The sequence below is a fragment of the Terrihabitans aquatilis genome, assembly GCF_052542005.1.
This window is the reverse complement of the sequence record NZ_JBOCUO010000001.1, coordinates 141394-159250: the sequence shown is the minus strand read 5'-3', so window position 1 is coordinate 159250 and position 17857 is coordinate 141394. Positions and strand designations below refer to the sequence as shown.

The 17857-nt window shown below is 65.0% G+C and carries 20 protein-coding genes; 7 read left to right on the top strand and 13 right to left on the bottom strand.

Going from position 1 to position 17857, the window contains the following annotated elements; translation table 11 throughout:
* Positions 1-11: 11 nt before the first annotated feature.
* Both ACQ6S1_RS00795 and ACQ6S1_RS00790 read right to left on the bottom strand, forming a co-directional pair.
* Positions 12-566 carry a YceD family protein gene (locus ACQ6S1_RS00795; RefSeq protein ID WP_445039274.1) on the bottom strand — a complete coding sequence of 185 codons (555 nt, stop codon included), beginning with the start codon at positions 564-566 and terminating at the stop codon, positions 12-14.
* Positions 563-1111: a ubiquinol-cytochrome C chaperone family protein gene (locus ACQ6S1_RS00790; RefSeq protein WP_445039273.1), complete on the bottom strand. Its 549-nt coding sequence runs from the start codon at positions 1109-1111 to the stop codon at positions 563-565. Before ACQ6S1_RS00790 ends, ACQ6S1_RS00795 begins: the two co-directional genes overlap by 4 nt.
* A 106-nt stretch (positions 1112-1217) precedes the next feature.
* On the opposite strand from ACQ6S1_RS00790, the gene ACQ6S1_RS00785 reads away from it, so the two are divergent.
* Both ACQ6S1_RS00785 and ACQ6S1_RS00780 read left to right on the top strand, forming a co-directional pair.
* Entirely contained in the window at positions 1218-1664 is a 447-nt protein-coding gene (locus ACQ6S1_RS00785; RefSeq protein WP_445039272.1) for an outer membrane protein assembly factor BamE, read from the top strand.
* An 80-nt stretch (positions 1665-1744) separates the two neighbouring features.
* The gene (locus ACQ6S1_RS00780; protein WP_445039271.1) at positions 1745-2671 is read left to right on the top strand and encodes a YiiG family protein; all 927 of its coding nucleotides are present in this window, start codon (positions 1745-1747) and stop codon (positions 2669-2671) included.
* Positions 2672-2733: 62 nt separating this feature from the next.
* On the opposite strand, the gene ACQ6S1_RS00775 is transcribed toward ACQ6S1_RS00780, so the two are convergent.
* The 9 genes from ACQ6S1_RS00775 to ACQ6S1_RS00735 form a co-directional block, all read right to left on the bottom strand.
* On the bottom strand, positions 2734-4860 hold the full coding sequence (locus ACQ6S1_RS00775) for a sodium-translocating pyrophosphatase (RefSeq protein WP_445039270.1): 2127 nt from the start codon (positions 4858-4860) through the stop codon (positions 2734-2736).
* A gap of 113 nt (positions 4861-4973) precedes the next feature.
* The gene (gene thiL / locus ACQ6S1_RS00770) at positions 4974-5975 is read right to left on the bottom strand and encodes a thiamine-phosphate kinase (RefSeq protein ID WP_445039269.1); all 1002 of its coding nucleotides are present in this window, start codon (positions 5973-5975) and stop codon (positions 4974-4976) included.
* Entirely contained in the window at positions 5972-6454 is a 483-nt protein-coding gene (gene nusB / locus ACQ6S1_RS00765; RefSeq protein WP_445039268.1) for a transcription antitermination factor NusB, read from the bottom strand. The genes thiL and nusB overlap by 4 nt, the downstream gene beginning before the upstream one ends.
* A 3-nt stretch (positions 6455-6457) precedes the next feature.
* Positions 6458-6955, bottom strand: coding sequence for a 6,7-dimethyl-8-ribityllumazine synthase (ribH, locus tag ACQ6S1_RS00760; RefSeq protein WP_445039267.1), 498 nt, complete (start codon positions 6953-6955; stop codon positions 6458-6460).
* 28 nt (positions 6956-6983) lie between these two features.
* The gene (locus ACQ6S1_RS00755) at positions 6984-7598 is read right to left on the bottom strand and encodes a riboflavin synthase (RefSeq protein ID WP_445039266.1); all 615 of its coding nucleotides are present in this window, start codon (positions 7596-7598) and stop codon (positions 6984-6986) included.
* Between the two features lies 1 nt (position 7599).
* Positions 7600-8697, bottom strand: a complete 1098-nt coding sequence (ribD, locus tag ACQ6S1_RS00750) for a bifunctional diaminohydroxyphosphoribosylaminopyrimidine deaminase/5-amino-6-(5-phosphoribosylamino)uracil reductase RibD (RefSeq protein ID WP_445039265.1) — start codon at positions 8695-8697, stop codon at positions 7600-7602.
* Complete coding sequence (nrdR, locus tag ACQ6S1_RS00745) at positions 8694-9167, bottom strand: transcriptional regulator NrdR (protein WP_445039264.1); 474 nt, start codon at positions 9165-9167, stop codon at positions 8694-8696. Before nrdR ends, ribD begins: the two co-directional genes overlap by 4 nt.
* Before the next feature lie 26 nt (positions 9168-9193).
* Positions 9194-10498: a serine hydroxymethyltransferase gene (gene glyA / locus ACQ6S1_RS00740; protein ID WP_445039263.1), complete on the bottom strand. Its 1305-nt coding sequence runs from the start codon at positions 10496-10498 to the stop codon at positions 9194-9196.
* 154 nt (positions 10499-10652) lie between these two features.
* Positions 10653-11966, bottom strand: a complete 1314-nt coding sequence (locus tag ACQ6S1_RS00735) for a L,D-transpeptidase family protein (protein WP_445039262.1) — start codon at positions 11964-11966, stop codon at positions 10653-10655.
* A gap of 191 nt (positions 11967-12157) precedes the next feature.
* Between ACQ6S1_RS00735 and ACQ6S1_RS00730 the strand changes: the two genes are divergently transcribed.
* Positions 12158-13051 carry a TIGR02587 family membrane protein gene (locus ACQ6S1_RS00730; protein WP_445039261.1) on the top strand — a complete coding sequence of 298 codons (894 nt, stop codon included), beginning with the start codon at positions 12158-12160 and terminating at the stop codon, positions 13049-13051.
* An 8-nt stretch (positions 13052-13059) separates the two neighbouring features.
* Positions 13060-13476: a hypothetical protein gene (locus ACQ6S1_RS00725; protein WP_445039260.1), complete on the top strand. Its 417-nt coding sequence runs from the start codon at positions 13060-13062 to the stop codon at positions 13474-13476.
* A gap of 10 nt (positions 13477-13486) precedes the next feature.
* Here the strand turns inward: ACQ6S1_RS00725 and ldtR are convergent, their stop codons facing one another.
* Together ldtR and ACQ6S1_RS00715 are read right to left on the bottom strand one after the other, a co-directional pair.
* Positions 13487-13999 carry a transcriptional regulator LdtR gene (gene ldtR / locus ACQ6S1_RS00720; protein WP_445039259.1) on the bottom strand — a complete coding sequence of 171 codons (513 nt, stop codon included), beginning with the start codon at positions 13997-13999 and terminating at the stop codon, positions 13487-13489.
* Positions 14000-14187: 188 nt separating this feature from the next.
* Positions 14188-14604: a DUF6163 family protein gene (locus ACQ6S1_RS00715; RefSeq protein WP_445039258.1), complete on the bottom strand. Its 417-nt coding sequence runs from the start codon at positions 14602-14604 to the stop codon at positions 14188-14190.
* A 167-nt stretch (positions 14605-14771) separates the two neighbouring features.
* Here ACQ6S1_RS00715 and hemB point away from each other — a divergent pair, with 167 nt between their 5' ends.
* The 3 genes from hemB to ACQ6S1_RS00700 all read left to right on the top strand — a co-directional run bounded on the left by hemB (position 14772) and on the right by ACQ6S1_RS00700 (position 17830).
* Entirely contained in the window at positions 14772-15824 is a 1053-nt protein-coding gene (gene hemB / locus ACQ6S1_RS00710; RefSeq protein WP_445039257.1) for a porphobilinogen synthase, read from the top strand.
* A 90-nt stretch (positions 15825-15914) separates the two neighbouring features.
* The gene (locus ACQ6S1_RS00705) at positions 15915-17177 is read left to right on the top strand and encodes a threonine ammonia-lyase (protein WP_445039256.1); all 1263 of its coding nucleotides are present in this window, start codon (positions 15915-15917) and stop codon (positions 17175-17177) included.
* Positions 17174-17830 carry a 5'-methylthioadenosine/S-adenosylhomocysteine nucleosidase gene (locus tag ACQ6S1_RS00700; RefSeq protein WP_445039255.1) on the top strand — a complete coding sequence of 219 codons (657 nt, stop codon included), beginning with the start codon at positions 17174-17176 and terminating at the stop codon, positions 17828-17830. The genes ACQ6S1_RS00705 and ACQ6S1_RS00700 overlap by 4 nt, the downstream gene beginning before the upstream one ends.
* Positions 17831-17857: the final 27 nt, after the last annotated feature.

Here is a 17857-nt window from a genome sequence, read left to right as displayed (position 1 = left end):
CCAGTCCGCGTCTATTCGCCCTTGTCCTTCCGGCCGAGCATCAGGCGGTCGAGCGCGGCGAAGGGGCGATGCGTGCTGTCATCACGGTCTTCGGGAGCGGCCTCCACCTGCCGTGACGTGGCTTCCGGGCGGATCGGATAGGGATCCATGGCGAGCGCAAGATGTTCGCTTGCCAGCGCGCCAAGATCCACCCCGCCGTTCACGAGGAGATCCGGGGCGTCGAGGTTCGCCTCGTACTCGGCACCGGCCTGCTGCTCCACCGGAGGAAGATCGGCGGGATCGGTGAAATTGGCATCCACCTCATCCTGGACGCGGGCGGGGAACGGCTCCAGCGTGACGCCACAGATCTGCACGATCTCGGCATCGATCTCACCGCGCACCGAAAGGCCTGTGCGCCCCCATGGCTTGACGTGGAATTTCGCTTCCAGCCTTTGGATTTCCGGCAGATCGAGAAACGCCGCCAGGCGGGCGCGTTCGTCTTCATTGGCGGAAATGGCGAAATGGCTGCCCTGCCCCGGCACCTCGTTCACATTGACGGGACGGCTGAAGATGACGGGATCGCTCATGCCGGGATCTCCAGAGACGAGGTGAACGAAGCGGGATCCGGAAAGCGTGGAGGACTGCCCGAAAGTTCCGCGCCGGTCTGCGCGGCCAGATGATCGACGCAGGCGCGAACGTAATCCGCCATGGCAGCCCCACCCGCGTCCGTCACGCCGATGTTGCGAACCAGGGCCTCGGGGAGCGTGCCGCCGCCGCCCGCCAGCGCCTCGTCGTAGGCGGCGGTGCGGCCGTAGAAGGCGCTCGCCATGGCCTTGATCTTCTTGGGGACCGTCAGATCGCCCACGCCCATCTCGCGCAGGGAGCGGTCCATGTCCTTGAACATCATGTCGAACACCGCCTGCCCCCGGGCGCGGATCTCCGTCGGCTCGCTCTTCAGGCGGTGCAGATAGAGGAACAGGTGCAGCACGAGCATCTCGTAGCGCCCCTCCAACGTGTCGGGCACCCCGAAATCGGTGTAGAGAACCGGCTGCCGCGCCTGCGCCACGATTGCGGCATACACGCCGTGGGCGTGGTCCTCCTCCGAGGAGCGACGAAATAGGCCAAAGATCATTACGATGTCCCTGCAAGTCCAAAGGGACGTTGCACCATGCATCAAGCCGGGTTAGGCCATGGCGGCGTTGTCGGCAAGTCCGTGCTGGCGTGTGAAGAGGTATCGCATGTTCGAGAGTGGTTGTGGTCGCCGGCTCGCAGTCTCTGCTCTGGTGCTGGGATGCGCGCTGACATTGGGCGCCTGCAGTGCCGTCTCCACCACGCAGACCCGCGGTTACATGATCTCCGAATCGGCGCTGGACCAGATCCCCGTCGGATCGAGCCAGGAGCAGGTGCAGATCGTGCTGGGCACGCCCTCCACCACCGCGACCATCGATGGCGAGGTGTTCTATTACATCTCGTCGACGGAAAAGCGCACGATGCGGTTCATGAAGCCGCAGACCGTCGACCAGCGCGTGCTGGCAGTCTATTTCGACAAGGATCGCCGCGTCGCCCGGGTCGCCAATTACGGCCTGCAGGACGGCAAGGTGTTCGATTTCATCAGCCGCAAGACGCCGACCTCCGGTGTCGAGAAGAACTTCGTCAGCCAGTTGCTGGGCCTGCTCCAGTTCTGAGCCTTCGCTCCGAGCTTGCGTGAACCGGGCGGCGTACGCGCCGCCGTCGAGGAATTGTGTCGATCTTCTGGGGGATGTCGATGAAGTGGTTCCTGCCTGCCGCGCTGGCTGCCGGCCTCGCCGTATCATCACCCGCTGTGGCCCAGACGGAGCCGGCCGACGCGGCCCAGATCGCCGCCTCACAGGCCGCGATCGTCAAGCTCAATGCCTATGTGGGCCTGTTGAACCGCACCTTGCGCGCCGAGGATTCGCTCCAGCGCTATGAGGAATGGGTCGACATGAAGAAGGGCCCGACCGGGCGCGAGAAGATAATCTACGGCCTCTATTCCGTGTACGATGTGCGCTCGGAGATCGCCGAGGCGCGCAAGGTGGTTCCATTGGAACCAGCGATGCCGGATCTGGATGCGGCGGTCGAGCCGTACATCACGGCCTATGAGGCGCTGGCGCCCATTCTCAACAAGGCCGAGGCCTATTACGAGCGCCAGGACTACAAGTCCGACAAGATGGCCGAGGGCAAGGCGCTCCACCAGCAGATCGCTTCCGCCGCGTCGGAGTTTCGCAAGGCGCGGGAAAACATCGACGTTCTGTTCGCGGCCGAGAAGGCGAAGAGCGACGATGCCGAACTGGCGGCAATCGAGAAGCATGAGGGCCGCAAGGCGCGCTGGCACCTGACGAACGTCATGATCAAGGCCCGGCAATTGTCCGACCTGCTGCCCAGCGAGAAGAAACCCGTTGTGGACATGAAGATCTTCGACGAGGCGCTCGACACCTATGCCGTCGCTGTGCGCGGCATGGACGAGTTCTCACAGGAAAATCCAAACTCGTTCTTCGTGTTCGAAGGTCGTCCGCGCAGCTGGCTGGGCAAGATGCGCGAGTTCCGCGACAAGCTGGCCAAGACCAAGGGCGATGCACGACGCGGCAGTGCGGGCCGCGACCTGACCTGGATCGTCAACGATTACAACATGATGATCTCGACCGCCGATTCCGCTCTGAGCTTTTCGCGCTGAGTCGAGAGGGCTGAACGAGAAACCCTCCGGAGCCGTTGGCCCGGAGGGTTTTCCATGCTGTCTCAGATGTGGGCGAGGACCGCCAGCATCAGCAAGGCCACGATGTTGGTGATCTTGATCATGGGATTGATGGCCGGACCCGCCGTGTCCTTGTAGGGGTCGCCGACGGTGTCGCCGGTGACGGCTGCCTTATGGGCGTCCGAGCCCTTGCCGCCATGATTGCCGTCCTCGATGTACTTCTTCGCGTTGTCCCAGGCGCCGCCGCCCGCCGTCATGGAAATGGCGACGAACAGGCCCGTGACGATGACGCCCAGCAACATGGCGCCCAGAGCCGCGAAGGCCGCCGACTTCCCGGCCACCAGCAGGATGATGCCGAAGGCGATGGGCGGCGACAGGACAGGCAGCAGCGAGGGCACGATCATCTCGCGGATGGCGGCACGCGTGAGCATGTCGACGGCCCGGCCGTAATCCGGGCGCTGCTCGCCCGTCATGATGCCGGGATTGGCGCGGAACTGGCGCCGCACCTCTTCCACCACCGCGCCGGCTGCCCGGCCGACCGCCGTCATGCCCATGGCGGCGAACAGATAAGGCAGCATGCCGCCGAACAGGAGGCCGGCAACGACGAACGGGTTGGCCAGCGAGAAATCGAGCGTGACGCCCTGGAAGTAGGAGAACCGCTCGGCGCTGGCATTGCCGATGAAGAAGTTGAGATCCTCGGTGTAGGCGGCGAACAGGACGAGCGCGCCGAGGCCGGCCGAACCGATGGCATAGCCCTTGGTGACGGCCTTGGTGGTGTTGCCGACCGCATCGAGCGCGTCGGTGGTGTGGCGCACCTCATCCGGCAGGCCCGCCATTTCGGCGATGCCGCCGGCATTGTCCGTGACCGGGCCGAACGCGTCGAGCGCCACGACCATCCCCGCCAGAGCGAGCATGGTGGTGACCGCAATGGCAATGCCGAACAGGCCGGCCAGGCTGTAGGTGACGATGATGCCGGCGATGATGACGAGCGCAGGCAGCGCCGTCGATTCAAGCGAGATCGCCAGGCCCTGGATGACGTTGGTGCCATGGCCGGTGACCGAGGATTCGGCGATGGACCGGACAGGCCGGAAGCCCGTGCCGGTGTAATATTCGGTGACCCAGACGATGAGGCCCGTAACGACGAGACCTGTGGCACCGCACAGGAAGAGGTCCATGCCGGTGAAGCTGACCCCGCGCGACGTGGTCATTTCCACGCCGAAACCGAGCAGAGCCCACGTGACCACGCCGAGACCCACGAGCGACAGCACCGCCGTGGCGATAAGGCCCTTGTACAGCGCGCCCATGATGGACTGGTCCGGCCCCAGCCTGACGAAGAAGGTGCCCGCGATGGAGGTGACGATGCAGATGCCGCAGATCGCCAGCGGATAGATCAGCATGCTCTCAAGGATCGACGTGCCGGCGAAGAAAATCGAGGCCAGCACCATGGTGGCGACGACCGTGACGGCATAGGTCTCGAACAGATCGGCCGCCATGCCGGCACAATCGCCGACATTGTCGCCCACGTTGTCGGCGATGGTGGCGGGATTGCGGGGATCATCCTCTGGGATGCCGGCCTCGACCTTGCCGACGAGATCGCCGCCGACATCGGCCCCCTTGGTGAAGATGCCGCCGCCGAGACGTGCGAAGATCGAGATGAGGGAGGCGCCGAAGCCCAGCGCCACCATGGCGTCGATCAGAGCGCGGTCGCCCGGGGCATAACCGAAGCCAGCGGTGAGGACAGCATAGCTTCCAGCCACCGACAGGAGCGCGAGGCCGGCCACCAGCATTCCGGTGACAGCACCTGAGCGAAAGGCGATGTCGAGACCGCCGGCCAGGCTGCGGCTGGCCGCCTGCGCAGTGCGAACGTTGGCGCGCACGGAAACGTGCATGCCGATGAAGCCGGCGAGGCCGGACAGAGCCGCGCCGACCACGAAGCCGAGAGCGACCGGCAGTGACAGCAGCCACAGCAGAACGAGGAAGATGACCGCGCCGACGGCGGCCACCGTGGTGTATTGCCGGGTGAGATAGGCCTGCGCGCCTTCCTGAATGGCGCCGGCGATTTCCTGCATCCTGACGCTGCCCCGGTCGGCGGCCATGATGCTGCGAATGGTCCACGCGCCATACGCGATCGACAGCGTTCCCGCTGCGATGATGCCCCAAAGTGCAAGCATGTTTCGACGTCCCCTCTCCGCCCGCTTTTTTGTTTATGGCGCAGGCGGTTTAGCGAGGCAGAGTGCCGCATGTTCCGGACGGCCGCAATGAGGCTGCTCCGTGCGGGAAAATGTCAGAAATGACGGAAGGCCAGCCGGTCGAGCACGAGAGGCTGGCCGCGACGCTCGATGCGCAGCCGCGTGGAGAAGCCGGGCACGATGGTGCCGATCTCGGTGACGCGCACGCCACGATCCAGCGCGGCGCGTTCGAAGGCATCGGCGCTGTCGGGGTCAATGGTGGCGAGGATCTCATAATCGTCGCCGCCCGTGAGGACTGTGGAGAGCGCGGACGGGTCGGCCTTGACCGCCTTGGCCGCGGCGGCGGACAGCGGCACGCGCTCGGCATCCAGCACGGCACCTGCGTCCGACGCCGAACACATGCGGCCGAGATCACCGGCCAGACCGTCCGACACGTCCATGGAGGCCGAGGCGAAATTTGCCATCAAAGCCGCGGCGCGCAGGCGTGGCTCCGGGAGGAGGTAACGGTCGAGCAGGTGCTCGATCTCGGCGTCGGAGAGCTTCCAGCGACTGGCGAGCGAGCGATCGAGGCGGATCTTCAGGCCGAGCGCCGCGTCACCGATCGTGCCCGTGACGTAGAGCTTCTGGCCAGAAATGGCACGATCGCGGCGGGGGATCTGGCCTTCCGGCGTCAGCCCGAACGCGGTGATCGAGATCCAGAGTGGGCCGGGCGTGCGCACGGTGTCTCCACCGAACAGGGAGATGCCGAATTCTTCCTGATCGGAGCCGAGGCCTTCGGTGAAGCTCTCCAGCCAGTCTTCCGACCAATCCTCGGTCAGCGCGAGCGAGACGAGATATCCGACGGGCCGCGCGCCCTTGGCGGCAAGGTCCGACAAGTTGACGCGCAGCGCCTTGCGGGCAATGGCATCCGGCGGATCTTCGGCGAAGAAATGGACCCCGGACACGAGCGCGTCCGTGGTGAGCACGAGCTCGTGCCCCTCCGGCGGGGTGTAGGCGGCGGCATCATCAAGCAGACGCGCCGCGCCGGGCGCGGTGGCAAGCGGGCGGAAGAAGCGGGCGATCAGGCCGTCTTCATCGGGACGCCCGCCGCGGCTCATGCGCCGATCCCGCGCGCGGGGCGATCCTCAAACTCGGCGGCACGGAATTCACGGGCCAGCTTATCCAGCACCGCATTGGTCATCCCGGCCTCTTCGCGGTCGACGAAGGCGTGGGCGACATCGACATATTCGGTGATGACCACACGCGCCGGCACGTCGCGCCGGTTCAGCAATTCGTAGGCTCCGGCGCGGAGGATGGCGCGCAGGATGGCCTCGACGCGCTTCAGCGGCCAGCCGGTCGAGAGCACATGATCGATCCGGGGATCGAGCTGGCGCTGCTCGCGGACGACGCCTTCGACGATGTCGCGGAAGAAGGCGACTTCCGCCGGCTTGTATTCCTCGCCCTCGACTTCGCGGCCCAGCCAGAACGTCTCGAACTCGGCCAGCACGTCGCTCATGCCGGCGGCGGAGATGTCCATCTGGTAGAGCGCCTGCACCGCGCCGAGACGCGACGACGAACGTTTTTCTCCCCGGGACATGGCTCAGGCCTCACTCAGCTGGACGGCGAACCGGCGCCGCGTACGGATCAGGCTTAGCACGGCCTCGGCCGCGCCGCCGCCCTTGTCGCCTTCGGAAATCCTTGCGCGCGCCCAAGCCTGCTCCTCGTTCTCGACGGTGAGGATGCCGTTTCCGACAGGCAGCGTGCGCGCCACGGAAAGATCCATCAAGGCCCTCGAGGATTCACCTGCGACGATTTCGAAATGGTAGGTCTCGCCACGAATGACGCAGCCGAGCGCCACGACGCCGTCGAAGGGACGGCCCTCACGCTCGGCGATGTCCAGCGCGATGGCGGCGGCGGCGGGGATTTCCAGCGCGCCGGGCACGGTGATCACGACACAATCGGCGCCGGCACGCTCAAGCTGCCCGCGAGCGCCCGACAAAAGTTCATCGGCCAGCGCGTCATAATAGCGGGCCTCGACGATAAGGATGAACGCGCGTGTCGGCTCGGCGGCCATTTCGCGGCGCGGTTCGGTAATCATGATGTTCCTCGACCAATGGGCTCGGGGCTTAGCCGAGGGAGCCCGCCTCTGCAAGACGCGCGGCATAACGCGCCATCAGATCGACCTCAAGGTTGACGCGGTCACCCGCTTTGCGGTCGCCCCAGGTTGTGACATCGAGTGTGTGGGGGATGAGGAGGCACGAGAAATGCGCGGCATCCACCTCGTTGACCGTGAGGGACGTGCCGTCGAGGCAGATCGACCCCTTCGGCGCGATGAAGCGGGCAAGAGCGGGCGGTGCGGCGAAGGTGAAGCGCACGGCGTCTCCGATCTCGTCGCGCGCCAAAATCTCGGCGACGCCATCGACGTGACCTGCCACCAGATGACCGCCGAGCTCATCTCCCATCCGGAGAGCACGCTCGAGGTTGAGGCGGGTGCCTGCCTGCCACGTGCCGGCGGTCGTGACCTTCAGCGTTTCGGGCGCCGCATCGAACGAGGTGATGGTGCGCCCTCCCCCGTCCACCTCCACGCTCGTGACGGTGAGGCAGACGCCGGAACAGGCAATGGACGCGCCGATCGCGATGCCCTCGGGCGCGTAACCGGACGCGACCTCCAGACGAACGACGGCATTGCCGGGCTCGGCGGACAGGACCTCGCCTATGTCGCTCACGATGCCGGTGAACATATCAATCTCGCTCGTAGAAGAAGGCTGTATCGGCGCCCATGCGGGTGCCGGACGCAAGGCGGAAACCAAGGGAATGCAGAAACACCTCGTGCGCCTTCGGCAGCGCCGCGAGAGCGCCGGACCCGAGAACCCGCTCGCTTTCGAAGATCACGCATTCATCGGCCAGATCGGCATCGAGGAAGGCCGACGCAAGCGCCGGGCCGCCCTCCACCATCAGGCGGGTGATGCCGCGCTCGTACAGAACACGCATGGCGGCGTTGAGATCGAGATGCGCTTCGGAGGCAGCGCACCGGACGATGTCGACGCCCGATTGGGTCAGCGCGTCGAAATTCGCGGCCGATTCACTGGAAAGCGCCCAGACGGAAACGTCCCTTGCCGTCCGGACGAGCCGGGATGTGGGTGGAAGCTGCAGGCGCGTGTCGAACACGACGCGGATCGGAGACCGGCTTTCCATGCCAGGCAGTCGGCAGGTGAGCGCAGGATCGTCGGCAAGGACCGTGCCGATGCCCACCGCGATGGCGTCAGAGGTGGCGCGCATCATGTGGACGTGGCGGCGGACCTCCTCGCCCGTGATGGCGACGGATTGACCCGGAAAACCTGCGGCGCCATCGGCGGAAACCGCAAGTTTGAGAATCACATGCGGACGCTTCTTCAGAATGCGGGCGATGTGGCCGGCATGGGCGCGGCGGGCCTCCTCGGCCAGGACGCCGTCGACGACCTCGATGCCGGCCTCCCGCAGGCGACGATAGCCCTGCCCGGCGACGAGCGGGTTGGGATCAGGCAGGGCCGACACGACCCGCGCTATGCCGGCTGCGATGATGGCGTCCACGCAGGGCGGCGTCTTGCCGATGTGGGAGCAGGGTTCGAGGCTGACGTAAAGATCGGCGCCGCGGGCGCCCTCGCCTGCCTGCGCCAGCGCCAGCGGCTCCCCATGGGGGCGGCCGCCCTTTTGCGTCCATCCCCGCCCGATGACCTGCCCCTCTCGCACCACGAGCGCGCCAACCGCCGGATTTGGCCAGGACTGGCCCAGCTCACGCATACCAAGGTTGAGGGCAGCGGCCATGAAGCGGGTGTCTTCACGGCTCCGGGACTGGGTCATGGCTTGTTCTGCGTTTCCTGCCGTTCCGCGATCTCCGCGAGAGCGGCCTCGAAATCGCGCGCCTCGCGAAAATCCTTGTAGACGGAGGCGAACCTCACATAGGCCACGTCATCGAGCGCCTTCAGCTCTTCCATGACGTATTGGCCGATGACGGCAGTCGGTACATCCGTCTCGTTGAGGGATTCGAGACGCCGCGCGACGGTGCTGACGAGTTCCTCGATCTGCTCGGCGCTGACGGGGCGCTTGCGGACGGCGATGCCGACCGATTTTTCGAGCTTGTCGCGATCGAATGGAATGCGGCGGCCGGAACGTTTGATGACGCCGAGCTCGCGCAGCTGGACGCGTTCGAACGTGGTGAAACGCCGCTCGCAATCGATGCAGACCCGCCGCCGACGGATGGCGGTTTCATCTTCCGTCGGCCGCGAATCCTTCACCTGCGTGTTGAGGGACATGCAATAAGGACACCGCATTCAGCCCTCCGAATTGTCTTGTCGCCTCACGAATAGATCGGGAAGCGCCGCACCAAGGCCTTGGCCTTTTCGCGGACCGCGGCCTCGACCAGGCTGTCCTCGTCGGTGCCCTTCTGCGACAGGACGTTCAGCACCTCGGCGATGAGATCGCCAACCTCCTGGAACTCCGCGATGCCGAAACCGCGCGTGGTGCCGGCCGGCGTACCCAGACGGATGCCCGAGGTGACCATGGGCTTTTCGGGGTCGTCGGGGATGCCGTTCTTGTTGCAGGTGATGTGGGCGCGACCAAGGGCCGCCTCGGACGTCTTGCCCGTGAGGCGCTTGGGACGCAGATCGACCAGCATCAGGTGCGAGTCGGTGCCGCCGGAGATGATGTCGAAGCCATGTCCCTTCAGGTTCTCGGCCAGAGCGCGGGCATTGGCGATGACGTTGCGCTGATAGGTCTTGAATTCGGGGCGGAGCGCCTCGCCGAACGCCACGGCCTTGGCGGCGATGACGTGCATCAGGGGGCCGCCCTGCATGCCGGGGAACACCGCCGAATTGATCTTCTTGGCGATGGCCTCGTCATTGGTCAGCACCATGCCGCCGCGCGGGCCGCGCAGGGTCTTGTGCGTCGTGGTCGTGACGACATGGGCGTGATCGACCGGATTGGGATGCTCGCCCGCCGCGACGAGGCCGGCGAAGTGCGCCATGTCGACGAATAGGATGGCGCCGACCGCGTCGGCAATCTGACGGAAGCGGGTGAAATCGGGATGGCGCGAATAGGCCGAATGGCCGGCAATGATCATCTTGGGACGATGCTCATGCGCCAGACGCTCAACCTCGTCGTAGTCGATCAGATGATCTTCCGGCCGAACGCTGTAGGAGATCGGCTTGAACCATTTGCCGGACACATTGACCGGCGCGCCATGCGTGAGATGGCCGCCCGCCGCCAGATTGAGACCGAGAAAGGTGTCGCCCGGCTGGAGCAGCGCAAGGAACACCGCCTGATTGGCCTGCGAGCCGGAATTCGGCTGGACGTTCGCGAACTTGGCGTTGAACAGCCGGCAGGCGCGGTCAATCGCGATGCTCTCGGCGATGTCGACATATTGGCAGCCACCATAATAACGACGGCCCGGATAGCCCTCGGCGTATTTGTTGGTGAGGACGCTGCCCTGCGCCTCGAGCACCGCGCGCGAGACGATGTTCTCGGAGGCGATCAGCTCGATCTCTTCGCGCTGACGGCCGAGCTCCAGATCGACGGCGCGGGCGATTTCCGGATCGGCTTCCGCCAGAGACGCGGAAAAGAACTCTGTCATACCGTTGCCGGCATTGATCTCGGGGGCGGACATCAAGCTGCTCCTGGCCGCGCGCGGTTCACCGGCGGCAAATCGTCAAGGCAGCGCGCTTACCATATCCGGGTGCTGTCCGCAAAGCAGGCACGAGGTGTGGAGGTGCGCCCCTTGCCGATGCGGGGGCAGCCGGAGACCGGCTGCCCGCGAGGGATCATTGAGACTGGCGGCCGTAGGACACCGTGTCGTGCGGCGCGACGCTCATTTCGGCCGAGGCCAGCTGGCCCACGCCGTCCTGATTGTAGATGTCGTCGCGGAACTGAACGACGCCGTCGGCATCGGCCCAGGCCGTGATGTAAACCCAATGCACAGGAACCGCTGCCGAGAGCTTGGCATCGATTCGCTTGCCGGAGCGAATGGCGGCGTCGATCTGCGGACGTTCCCAATTGGGCGTGCCGCGCAACAGCCAATCCACGAGCTCGCGCACGTTCTGCACGCGGACGCAGCCCGAGGAATGGAAGCGGTTGTTTTCGCCAAACAGGCCTTTGGACGGCGTGTCGTGCATGTACACGCCCTCGGTGTTGGGCATGTTGATGCGGATCGAACCCATGGAGTTGAGATCGCCCGGATCCTGCGTGAAGCGATAGCCCATGGCCTCGGTGGAATTCCAGTTCACCTGCTCCGGCTGCAATTCCTCGCCGCGCTGGGTGTAGATCCGGATGTTGTTCTTGGTCAGATAGTCCGGCTCCTGCTGCATCTTCGGGATCAGATCCTTGCGGATGATCGATGCGGGCACCGTCCAATAGGGATTGAAGTTCACTTCCTGAATCTTGACCGCGAGCTGCGGCGACTGACGGTCGGCCTTGCCGACCACCGCCGTATGCCGCAGATCGACGGTGCCGCCCGACACCGCCTCGATCTGGGCGGCCGGAATGTTGACCATGACGAAGCGGTTTTCGATCTTCCGCGTCAGCGCGGCCAGGCGGCCGAGGCTCGTCTCCATCTGGTGACGGCGCGTGGAGGCCGGCACGTTCATGGCGGCGCGGCTGTCGGGGCCGACGGCGCCGTTGACGATCAGGCCATGGCGAGCCTGGAAGCGCCGCACGGCCGCATCGACATAGGAATCGAAGACGTCCGGAGCGCCGGCATTGACCGGAAGGTCGCCGGAAACGGCAAGGCGCTCACGGATGGCGCGCACGGCCGGGCTGCGAGAGCCGAGCTTCAGCATCGGACCATCGGGGATCGAGGGCCAGCCGCCCGCACTCTCGATTTCGATATAATGCTGCAGGGCCTGCTGCGTGGATTCGAGCGTCTGCGTGCTGAGGATCGGAACGGAGGTTTTGGGCATCCGCGCCGCAGCGGGAGCGCTGTCGAACCGCTGCTCCCATTCGGCAGCCGCCGTCTGCACGCGGGCGTTTTGCGCCGCCGCGACATCGATCAGAAGAACGGACACAATTACGCCGGCAGCGCCGCGAACAAGTGCGCGCGAGGTGCGTTTCATAGGCATCAATGGCAGCGGTGAATTCATCGCCCAAACTTCCTCGGCACCACGCTGGGAGCAAACCCGCAGGCCGCCAGCTAATCATGCACAGGGTTAATGAAGTGCGACCAAAGGATGCATGAATCCCCGGCCCTTTCCGTGTGCGAAACATCATTGATTTGGGGCAGAACCATGTCGTACGGCGGCTTTTTCATGCACGGTGAACAAGGTGTGACCGAATGACGACAATGCCCGGCCCGGCGAGTGGCGGCGGTCTCGAATTCGGCGCTTCACATGGCCGGGTTTCATTCGTGCTGGATGAGAAGAACAGGGATTATGCCCGCGAACTGGCCCGGGGGGCCGGCGGCGCCATTCTGTTCGCGTTTCCGCTGATGATGACGATGGAGATGTGGTGGCTCGGCTTCTACATCGAGCCTCACCGCTTCATCATCTTCGTGCTGGCGGGTTTCGCGCTGCTGCTCGGCATTTCCCGCTTCGCCGGCTTTCGCGAACAGGACACCTGGCACGACATCGTGCTCGATGCGCTGTCCGGCTTCATGCTGGGCTGCCTCACGTCCGCGATCCTGCTGGCGCTGTTCGGCGTGCTGCAGCCGGAAATGCCGTTGCGCGAGATCGTGGGCAAGATCGCTCTCGTGGCGATCCCGGCCACGATCGGGGCGCTGGTGGCGCGCAAGCAGTTCGGGGGCGACGACGAGGCGTCGCATCCCGAAGGCCAGGCAGCGCCCTATGCCAATGAATTGTTCCTGATGCTGGGTGGCGCCGTCTTCGTGGCCTTCAACGTGGCGCCGACCGATGAGATCGAGCTTATCAGCCACATGATGACCTGGTGGCAGAGCCTGTTGCTGGCCGCCTTCACGGTCTTCGTCCAGCACGCCATCGTCTACAATGTCGAATTCGCCGGGCAGGAAGCCTGGCCGCAGGAGCGCCGCTTCCTGTTCGTGTTCTTCAGCTACACGATCGCCGGATACGGCATTGCGCTTGCCGTCAGCCTTTATGTGGTGTGGACGTTCGGCCGCGTGGATGGCGCCTCCATACACGAGATCGCCAATATGCTTGTTGTGCTCGGTTTCCCCGCGGCTCTCGGCGCCGCAACCGCCCGCCTCGTGATCTAGGGATGGACATGCCCGACAAGACAGGCCCCGCTTCCGATGCCAACGACGATGCACGCACAACCGATCAGGGCACGCCCTGGCTGGAATATGTTGCGGGCACGATCGGAGCGATCTTCGCCCTCGCGGTTCTGGGCATCATCGCCTGGGACGGGCTGACCGGCGATAACGCGCCGCCGGATCTCGTGGTGGAGATTGTGGGCACCCGCCCCGCCGCCAACGGCTTTGCGGCCGACATCCGGATCCGCAATCTGGGCACCCAGACCGCGAGCGATGTCACGGTCGAAGGAAGCGCGGGTGAGGACAAGGCCGAGGCGCAATTCGATTTCGTGCCCGGCAGCAGCGAGCGCAAAGGCACGCTGGTGTTCCCCGGCGACATGCCGCAAGCGGATGTCGCCCTGCGGGTGCTGGGCTATCGCGAGCCCTGACCCGCTCCGCTCAGAGGCGGAAGCGGATCTGGTCGGTCCAGAAGCGCTCGAGCCGCACCAGGGCCTTGTTGATGACCTGGAAATCGGCCGGGCCGATGCCGCCTACCTGCTCGATCGAGCGGACGTGCTTGGCGTAGAGCTGGTCGATGATGTCGTGCACCTCCTGCCCCTTCGGCGTCAGGCTGATGCGGACCGAGCGGCGATCCATGCGCGAACGCTGATGGTGGAGGAAACCGGCTTCCACCAGCTTCTTGAGATTGTACGAGACGTTGGAGCCCAGATAATAACCGCGCGTGCGCAGCTCACCGGCCGTCAGTTCCGCATCGCCGATGTTGTAGAGCAGGAGCGCCTGCACGCTGTTGACGTCGGACCGGCCGCGACGGTCGAACTCGTCCTTGATCACATCAAGCAGGCGACGGTGAAGGCGCTCGACGAGCGTCAAGGCTTCCAAATAGAGCGGGCGGACGTCGTCCCCCGGGGCCGTGCTTTCGGTCGGCTGCATTGCGCGAGCGAGGTTGGTCATCTGCGCCTCTTCAGTTGATCGTGGCCGCGTTGCCCTGCGAACCACTCTTGCACTGAAATTTAGACGCGTCGGCTAAAAATGAGCTTAAAAGCCTTGGCTAAATTTGTATTTATTTCTCGTACTTAATGACTCGTAACCTCACAGCCTTAACCGGCGTTTACCTGAGAACCTCGGACATTACTTAATGTTTATTCATCGGATATCTGGGCAACGCGCCAGGTGAGATAAATATAGACCGCAATGACGATCAATTCGAACGCGAGAAGCGGCCAGACGATCCCGTAGACCTCGATGAAACCCACGCAGACGGCGATCTGACTGATGGCGGCCAGCAGCCACAGGACGGCGCCCCAGGACGACGTCATCCAGAGGCCGACGCCGGCCACCGGATCGAGAACCGCGAAATAAATGTTGGCGGCCTGATATTCGAGATCCTCCCCGGTGAAGGGCTCGGCGGCGGAGCCGAGCAGCAGGGTCCAGTGCAGAAGACCCTTGAGCAGCTGAACAACCGCCATAACACGAAAGAAGAGGACGAGGATCGCGGTCCAATCCAGACCTTCGGTCTCGTCAATCAGTCCCAGGCGGGTCTTCAGCAAATCGATCAAGAGCCACTCCTCGAAAGGGGCGGCAGGATTAGGAGCGTGTCGCCGCGCCGTCAACGCCGGCCGGGCCGTATCGGCATTGCGTAGTGCCAATCGCAGCCCTGCGTGATAACACTTCCGGCACGACGCGCGACGCTGCGCACACATTCCCGAAGCAGGATTTATCCGACATGCGCGATACGGTGGAACGTCTTCCATCTGGCGGCACGGTCGCAAGCAACGACCAGAATTGTCCGGCGCTCGACCTGACAACACGCGCCCGCCGCAACCGCAAGACCGAATGGAGCCGGCGGCTGGTCCGTGAGAACCATGTGTCTGCCGACGATCTGATCTGGCCGATATTCGTCATCGAAGGCACGGGACATCGCGAACAGGTGCTGTCGATGCCGGGCGTCGAGCGGCTGAGCGTCGACGAGGCCGTGGCAGAGGCACAGCGCGCTACCAGCCTGGGCGTACCGGCGCTGGCGCTGTTTCCCTACACCGACCCCGACCTTCGCGACGAGATCGGATCGGAAGCACACAATCCGAACAATCTAGTGTGCCGCGCCATCCGCGCCATCAAGAAGGCTGTGCCGGAGATCGGCATCATGTCGGATGTCGCGCTCGACCCCTATACCAGCCATGGCCATGACGGGCTTCTGAACGGCTCCGAGGTGATGAACGACGCCAGCGTGGACGTGCTCGTCCGGCAAGCGCGGCTCCACGCCGAAGCGGGAGCCGACATGGTGGCGCCGTCCGACATGATGGACGGTCGCATCGGCGCCATCCGCAGGGGGCTCGACGCCGACGGACGCAGCGACGTGCAGATCGTGGCCTACACCGCGAAATACGCCTCGGCCTTCTACGGCCCGTTCCGCGATGCGATCGGCACCTCGGCCTGCCTGGTTGGCGACAAGCGCACCTACCAGATGGACCCGGCCAACACCGACGAGGCGCTGCTGGAAGCGCAGCTCGATCTGGCCGAGGGCGCGGATGCGCTCATCGTGAAGCCGGGCATGCCCTATCTCGACGTGCTGTGGCGCCTGAAGGAGACTTTCAAGCGGCCGACTTTCGCCTATCAGGTGTCGGGCGAGTACGCGATGATCGAAGCTGCGGCCCGCAATGGCTGGCTGGACCACGACCGCAGCATGATGGAGAGCCTGCTGGCTTTCAAACGCGCGGGCGCGGACGCCATCCTGACCTATTATGCACCGGTCGTTGCCGAGCGCCTGAAGCGCGGCTGACGGCATCCCCCGCTTCCGGTTCGACGCACCGCGCCATCGCGCCCCGTGATGGCGCGATATATGCTTGATGGCACCAAAGAGAGGATTCTCATGGCGCTTCCGCACGACACGACGGCACCGATGCCCGTTTCCCTGGCCGACATCCGGAAGGCGCAAGACGCCCTCGTCGGGCAAGCCGTGAGGACACCCACCTTGCCGGCGCCCAAGCTCTCGGCCCTGACGGGCGCCGAGGTGTGGGTGAAATACGAGAACATGCAGGTCACCAACAGCTTCAAGGACCGCGGCGCATATGTGCGCATGTCGCGGCTCGACGAGGCGCAGCGCAAGACAGGCGTCATCACCATGTCGGCCGGCAATCATGCCCAGGCCGTGGCCTATCACGCCCAGCGGCTCGGAATACCGGCCACCATCGTCATGCCGGAGCAGACGCCGCAGGTGAAGGTGCGCTCGACCGAGGCTTTTGGCGCGCAGGTGGTGCTGTGCGGCGAGACGCTCGCGGAATCGCAGATCCGCGCGCTGGAGATCGCGGAAGCCGAAGGCCTGTGCCTGATCCATCCCTACGACGACCCCGACATCATTGCGGGACAGGGCACCGCCGCGCTGGAAATGCTGGAGGATGCGCCGGAGATCGACGTGCTGATCGTGCCGATCGGCGGCGGCGGGCTGATATCGGGGATGGCGATCGCGGCGAAGGCGATCAACCCGGAAATCGAGATCGTGGGCGTCGAGTCGGCGCTCTACCCGTCGATGATCAATGCGATGCAGGGCCTGCCGAAGCCGGCGGGCGGCCCCACGTTGGCGGAGGGCATCGCGGTCAAGAATGTGGGCAAGCTGACCCTGCCCGTGGTCGAGGCGCTTATCGAGGAGGTTCTTCTCGTCTCGGAATCCGATCTGGAGCGGGCGGTGAATGCCTTCGCGGCGCACCAGAAGACGATGGCGGAAGGTGCCGGCGCGGCCGGCCTTGCGGCCATGCTGGCGCATCCGGAGCGTTTCGAGGGCCGCAAGGTGGGCCTCATCCTGTGCGGCGGCAACATCGATCCGCGCATTCTCGCATCCATCATGGTGCGCGAACTGGAACGCGAGAGCCGCATCGCCGCTTTCCGCCTCACCATCAACGACACGCCGGGCGTGCTGGGCCGCATCGCGACGAAGCTCGGCGAACTGGGCGCGAATATCCTTGAGGTCGAGCACAGCCGGGTGTTCCTGAACGTGCCGGCCAAGGGGGCCACGCTCGACATCACCGTGGAGACGCGCGACGCCGCGCATGCCCGCCAAGTGCACGAGGCGCTGAACGGCTTCGAGGGTATTCCGTGCCGGCGCATAGATGCGGGCGGCCAGCAGATTTCATTATGATTGCGACGTACGAGGCGGCGGACGGCCCGCTGCGTGTGCTGTTCCAGATGGCGGCGGAGTCCGAATACGGTCCGGCGCTTCGTTCGCTTATCGATCCGGTGATCACCGGCGTGGGCCCCGTGGAAGCGGCCGTGCAAACGGCTCTCGCTTTGACGCGCATGCCAGCCGACCTCGTGGTCAGCCTGGGCTCGGCCGGCTCGCGGAGCCTGCCGCAGGGCGGGATTTTCCAGGTGGCGGCGCTGAGCTATCGCGACATGGACGCAAGCCCGCTCGGTTTCGAGAAAGGCCGCACGCCTTTCCTCGCTTTGCCCGCCCTCGTTGTGCTGCCACAGCAATTGGCGGACGTTGCACGGGCAAGCCTCGGCACCGGCGCGAGCATCGTCAGCGGTGACGCCTATGACGAGATCGACACCGATATGGTGGACATGGAAAGCTTCGCCGTGATGCGGGCCGCGGCTTTGTGCGGCGCCGGGATGATCGGGCTGCGTGGGATCTCCGACGGTGCGGAGCCTCTGTCGAAATTCACCGATTGGTCGGATTATCTCGCGACCGTGGATGCCGGCCTTGCCGACATCGTGGCCACGCTTCCGGAGCGGTTCGCCACACGGCCTCGTGCCTATTGGTCGTCCGTCGCGACGGAGGCCCACACATAAAAAGGCCGCCCCGAGAGGCGGCCTTTT

Bases quoted from the DNA above. Each gene is read 5' to 3' on its own strand.
- ACQ6S1_RS00705 (WP_445039256.1), top strand. From the start codon at position 15,915: ATGGCGCTTCCGCACGACACGACGGCACCGATGCCCGTTTCCCTGGCC.
- ACQ6S1_RS00775 (WP_445039270.1), bottom strand. From the start codon at position 4,860: ATGCTTGCACTTTGGGGCATCATCGCAGCGGGAACGCTGTCGATCGCG.
- nusB (WP_445039268.1), bottom strand. From the start codon at position 6,454: ATGTCCCGGGGAGAAAAACGTTCGTCGTCGCGTCTCGGCGCGGTGCAG.
- hemB (WP_445039257.1), top strand. From the start codon at position 14,772: ATGCGCGATACGGTGGAACGTCTTCCATCTGGCGGCACGGTCGCAAGC.
- ACQ6S1_RS00700 (WP_445039255.1), top strand. From the start codon at position 17,174: ATGATTGCGACGTACGAGGCGGCGGACGGCCCGCTGCGTGTGCTGTTC.
- ribH (WP_445039267.1), bottom strand. From the start codon at position 6,955: ATGATTACCGAACCGCGCCGCGAAATGGCCGCCGAGCCGACACGCGCG.
- ACQ6S1_RS00785 (WP_445039272.1), top strand. From the start codon at position 1,218: ATGTTCGAGAGTGGTTGTGGTCGCCGGCTCGCAGTCTCTGCTCTGGTG.
- glyA (WP_445039263.1), bottom strand. From the start codon at position 10,498: ATGTCCGCCCCCGAGATCAATGCCGGCAACGGTATGACAGAGTTCTTT.
- ribD (WP_445039265.1), bottom strand. From the start codon at position 8,697: ATGACCCAGTCCCGGAGCCGTGAAGACACCCGCTTCATGGCCGCTGCC.
- thiL (WP_445039269.1), bottom strand. From the start codon at position 5,975: ATGAGCCGCGGCGGGCGTCCCGATGAAGACGGCCTGATCGCCCGCTTC.
- ACQ6S1_RS00755 (WP_445039266.1), bottom strand. From the start codon at position 7,598: ATGTTCACCGGCATCGTGAGCGACATAGGCGAGGTCCTGTCCGCCGAG.
- nrdR (WP_445039264.1), bottom strand. From the start codon at position 9,167: ATGCGGTGTCCTTATTGCATGTCCCTCAACACGCAGGTGAAGGATTCG.
- ACQ6S1_RS00730 (WP_445039261.1), top strand. From the start codon at position 12,158: ATGACGACAATGCCCGGCCCGGCGAGTGGCGGCGGTCTCGAATTCGGC.
- ACQ6S1_RS00795 (WP_445039274.1), bottom strand. From the start codon at position 566: ATGAGCGATCCCGTCATCTTCAGCCGTCCCGTCAATGTGAACGAGGTG.
- ACQ6S1_RS00790 (WP_445039273.1), bottom strand. From the start codon at position 1,111: ATGATCTTTGGCCTATTTCGTCGCTCCTCGGAGGAGGACCACGCCCAC.
- ACQ6S1_RS00725 (WP_445039260.1), top strand. From the start codon at position 13,060: ATGCCCGACAAGACAGGCCCCGCTTCCGATGCCAACGACGATGCACGC.
- ACQ6S1_RS00735 (WP_445039262.1), bottom strand. From the start codon at position 11,966: ATGAATTCACCGCTGCCATTGATGCCTATGAAACGCACCTCGCGCGCA.
- ldtR (WP_445039259.1), bottom strand. From the start codon at position 13,999: ATGACCAACCTCGCTCGCGCAATGCAGCCGACCGAAAGCACGGCCCCG.
- ACQ6S1_RS00780 (WP_445039271.1), top strand. From the start codon at position 1,745: ATGAAGTGGTTCCTGCCTGCCGCGCTGGCTGCCGGCCTCGCCGTATCA.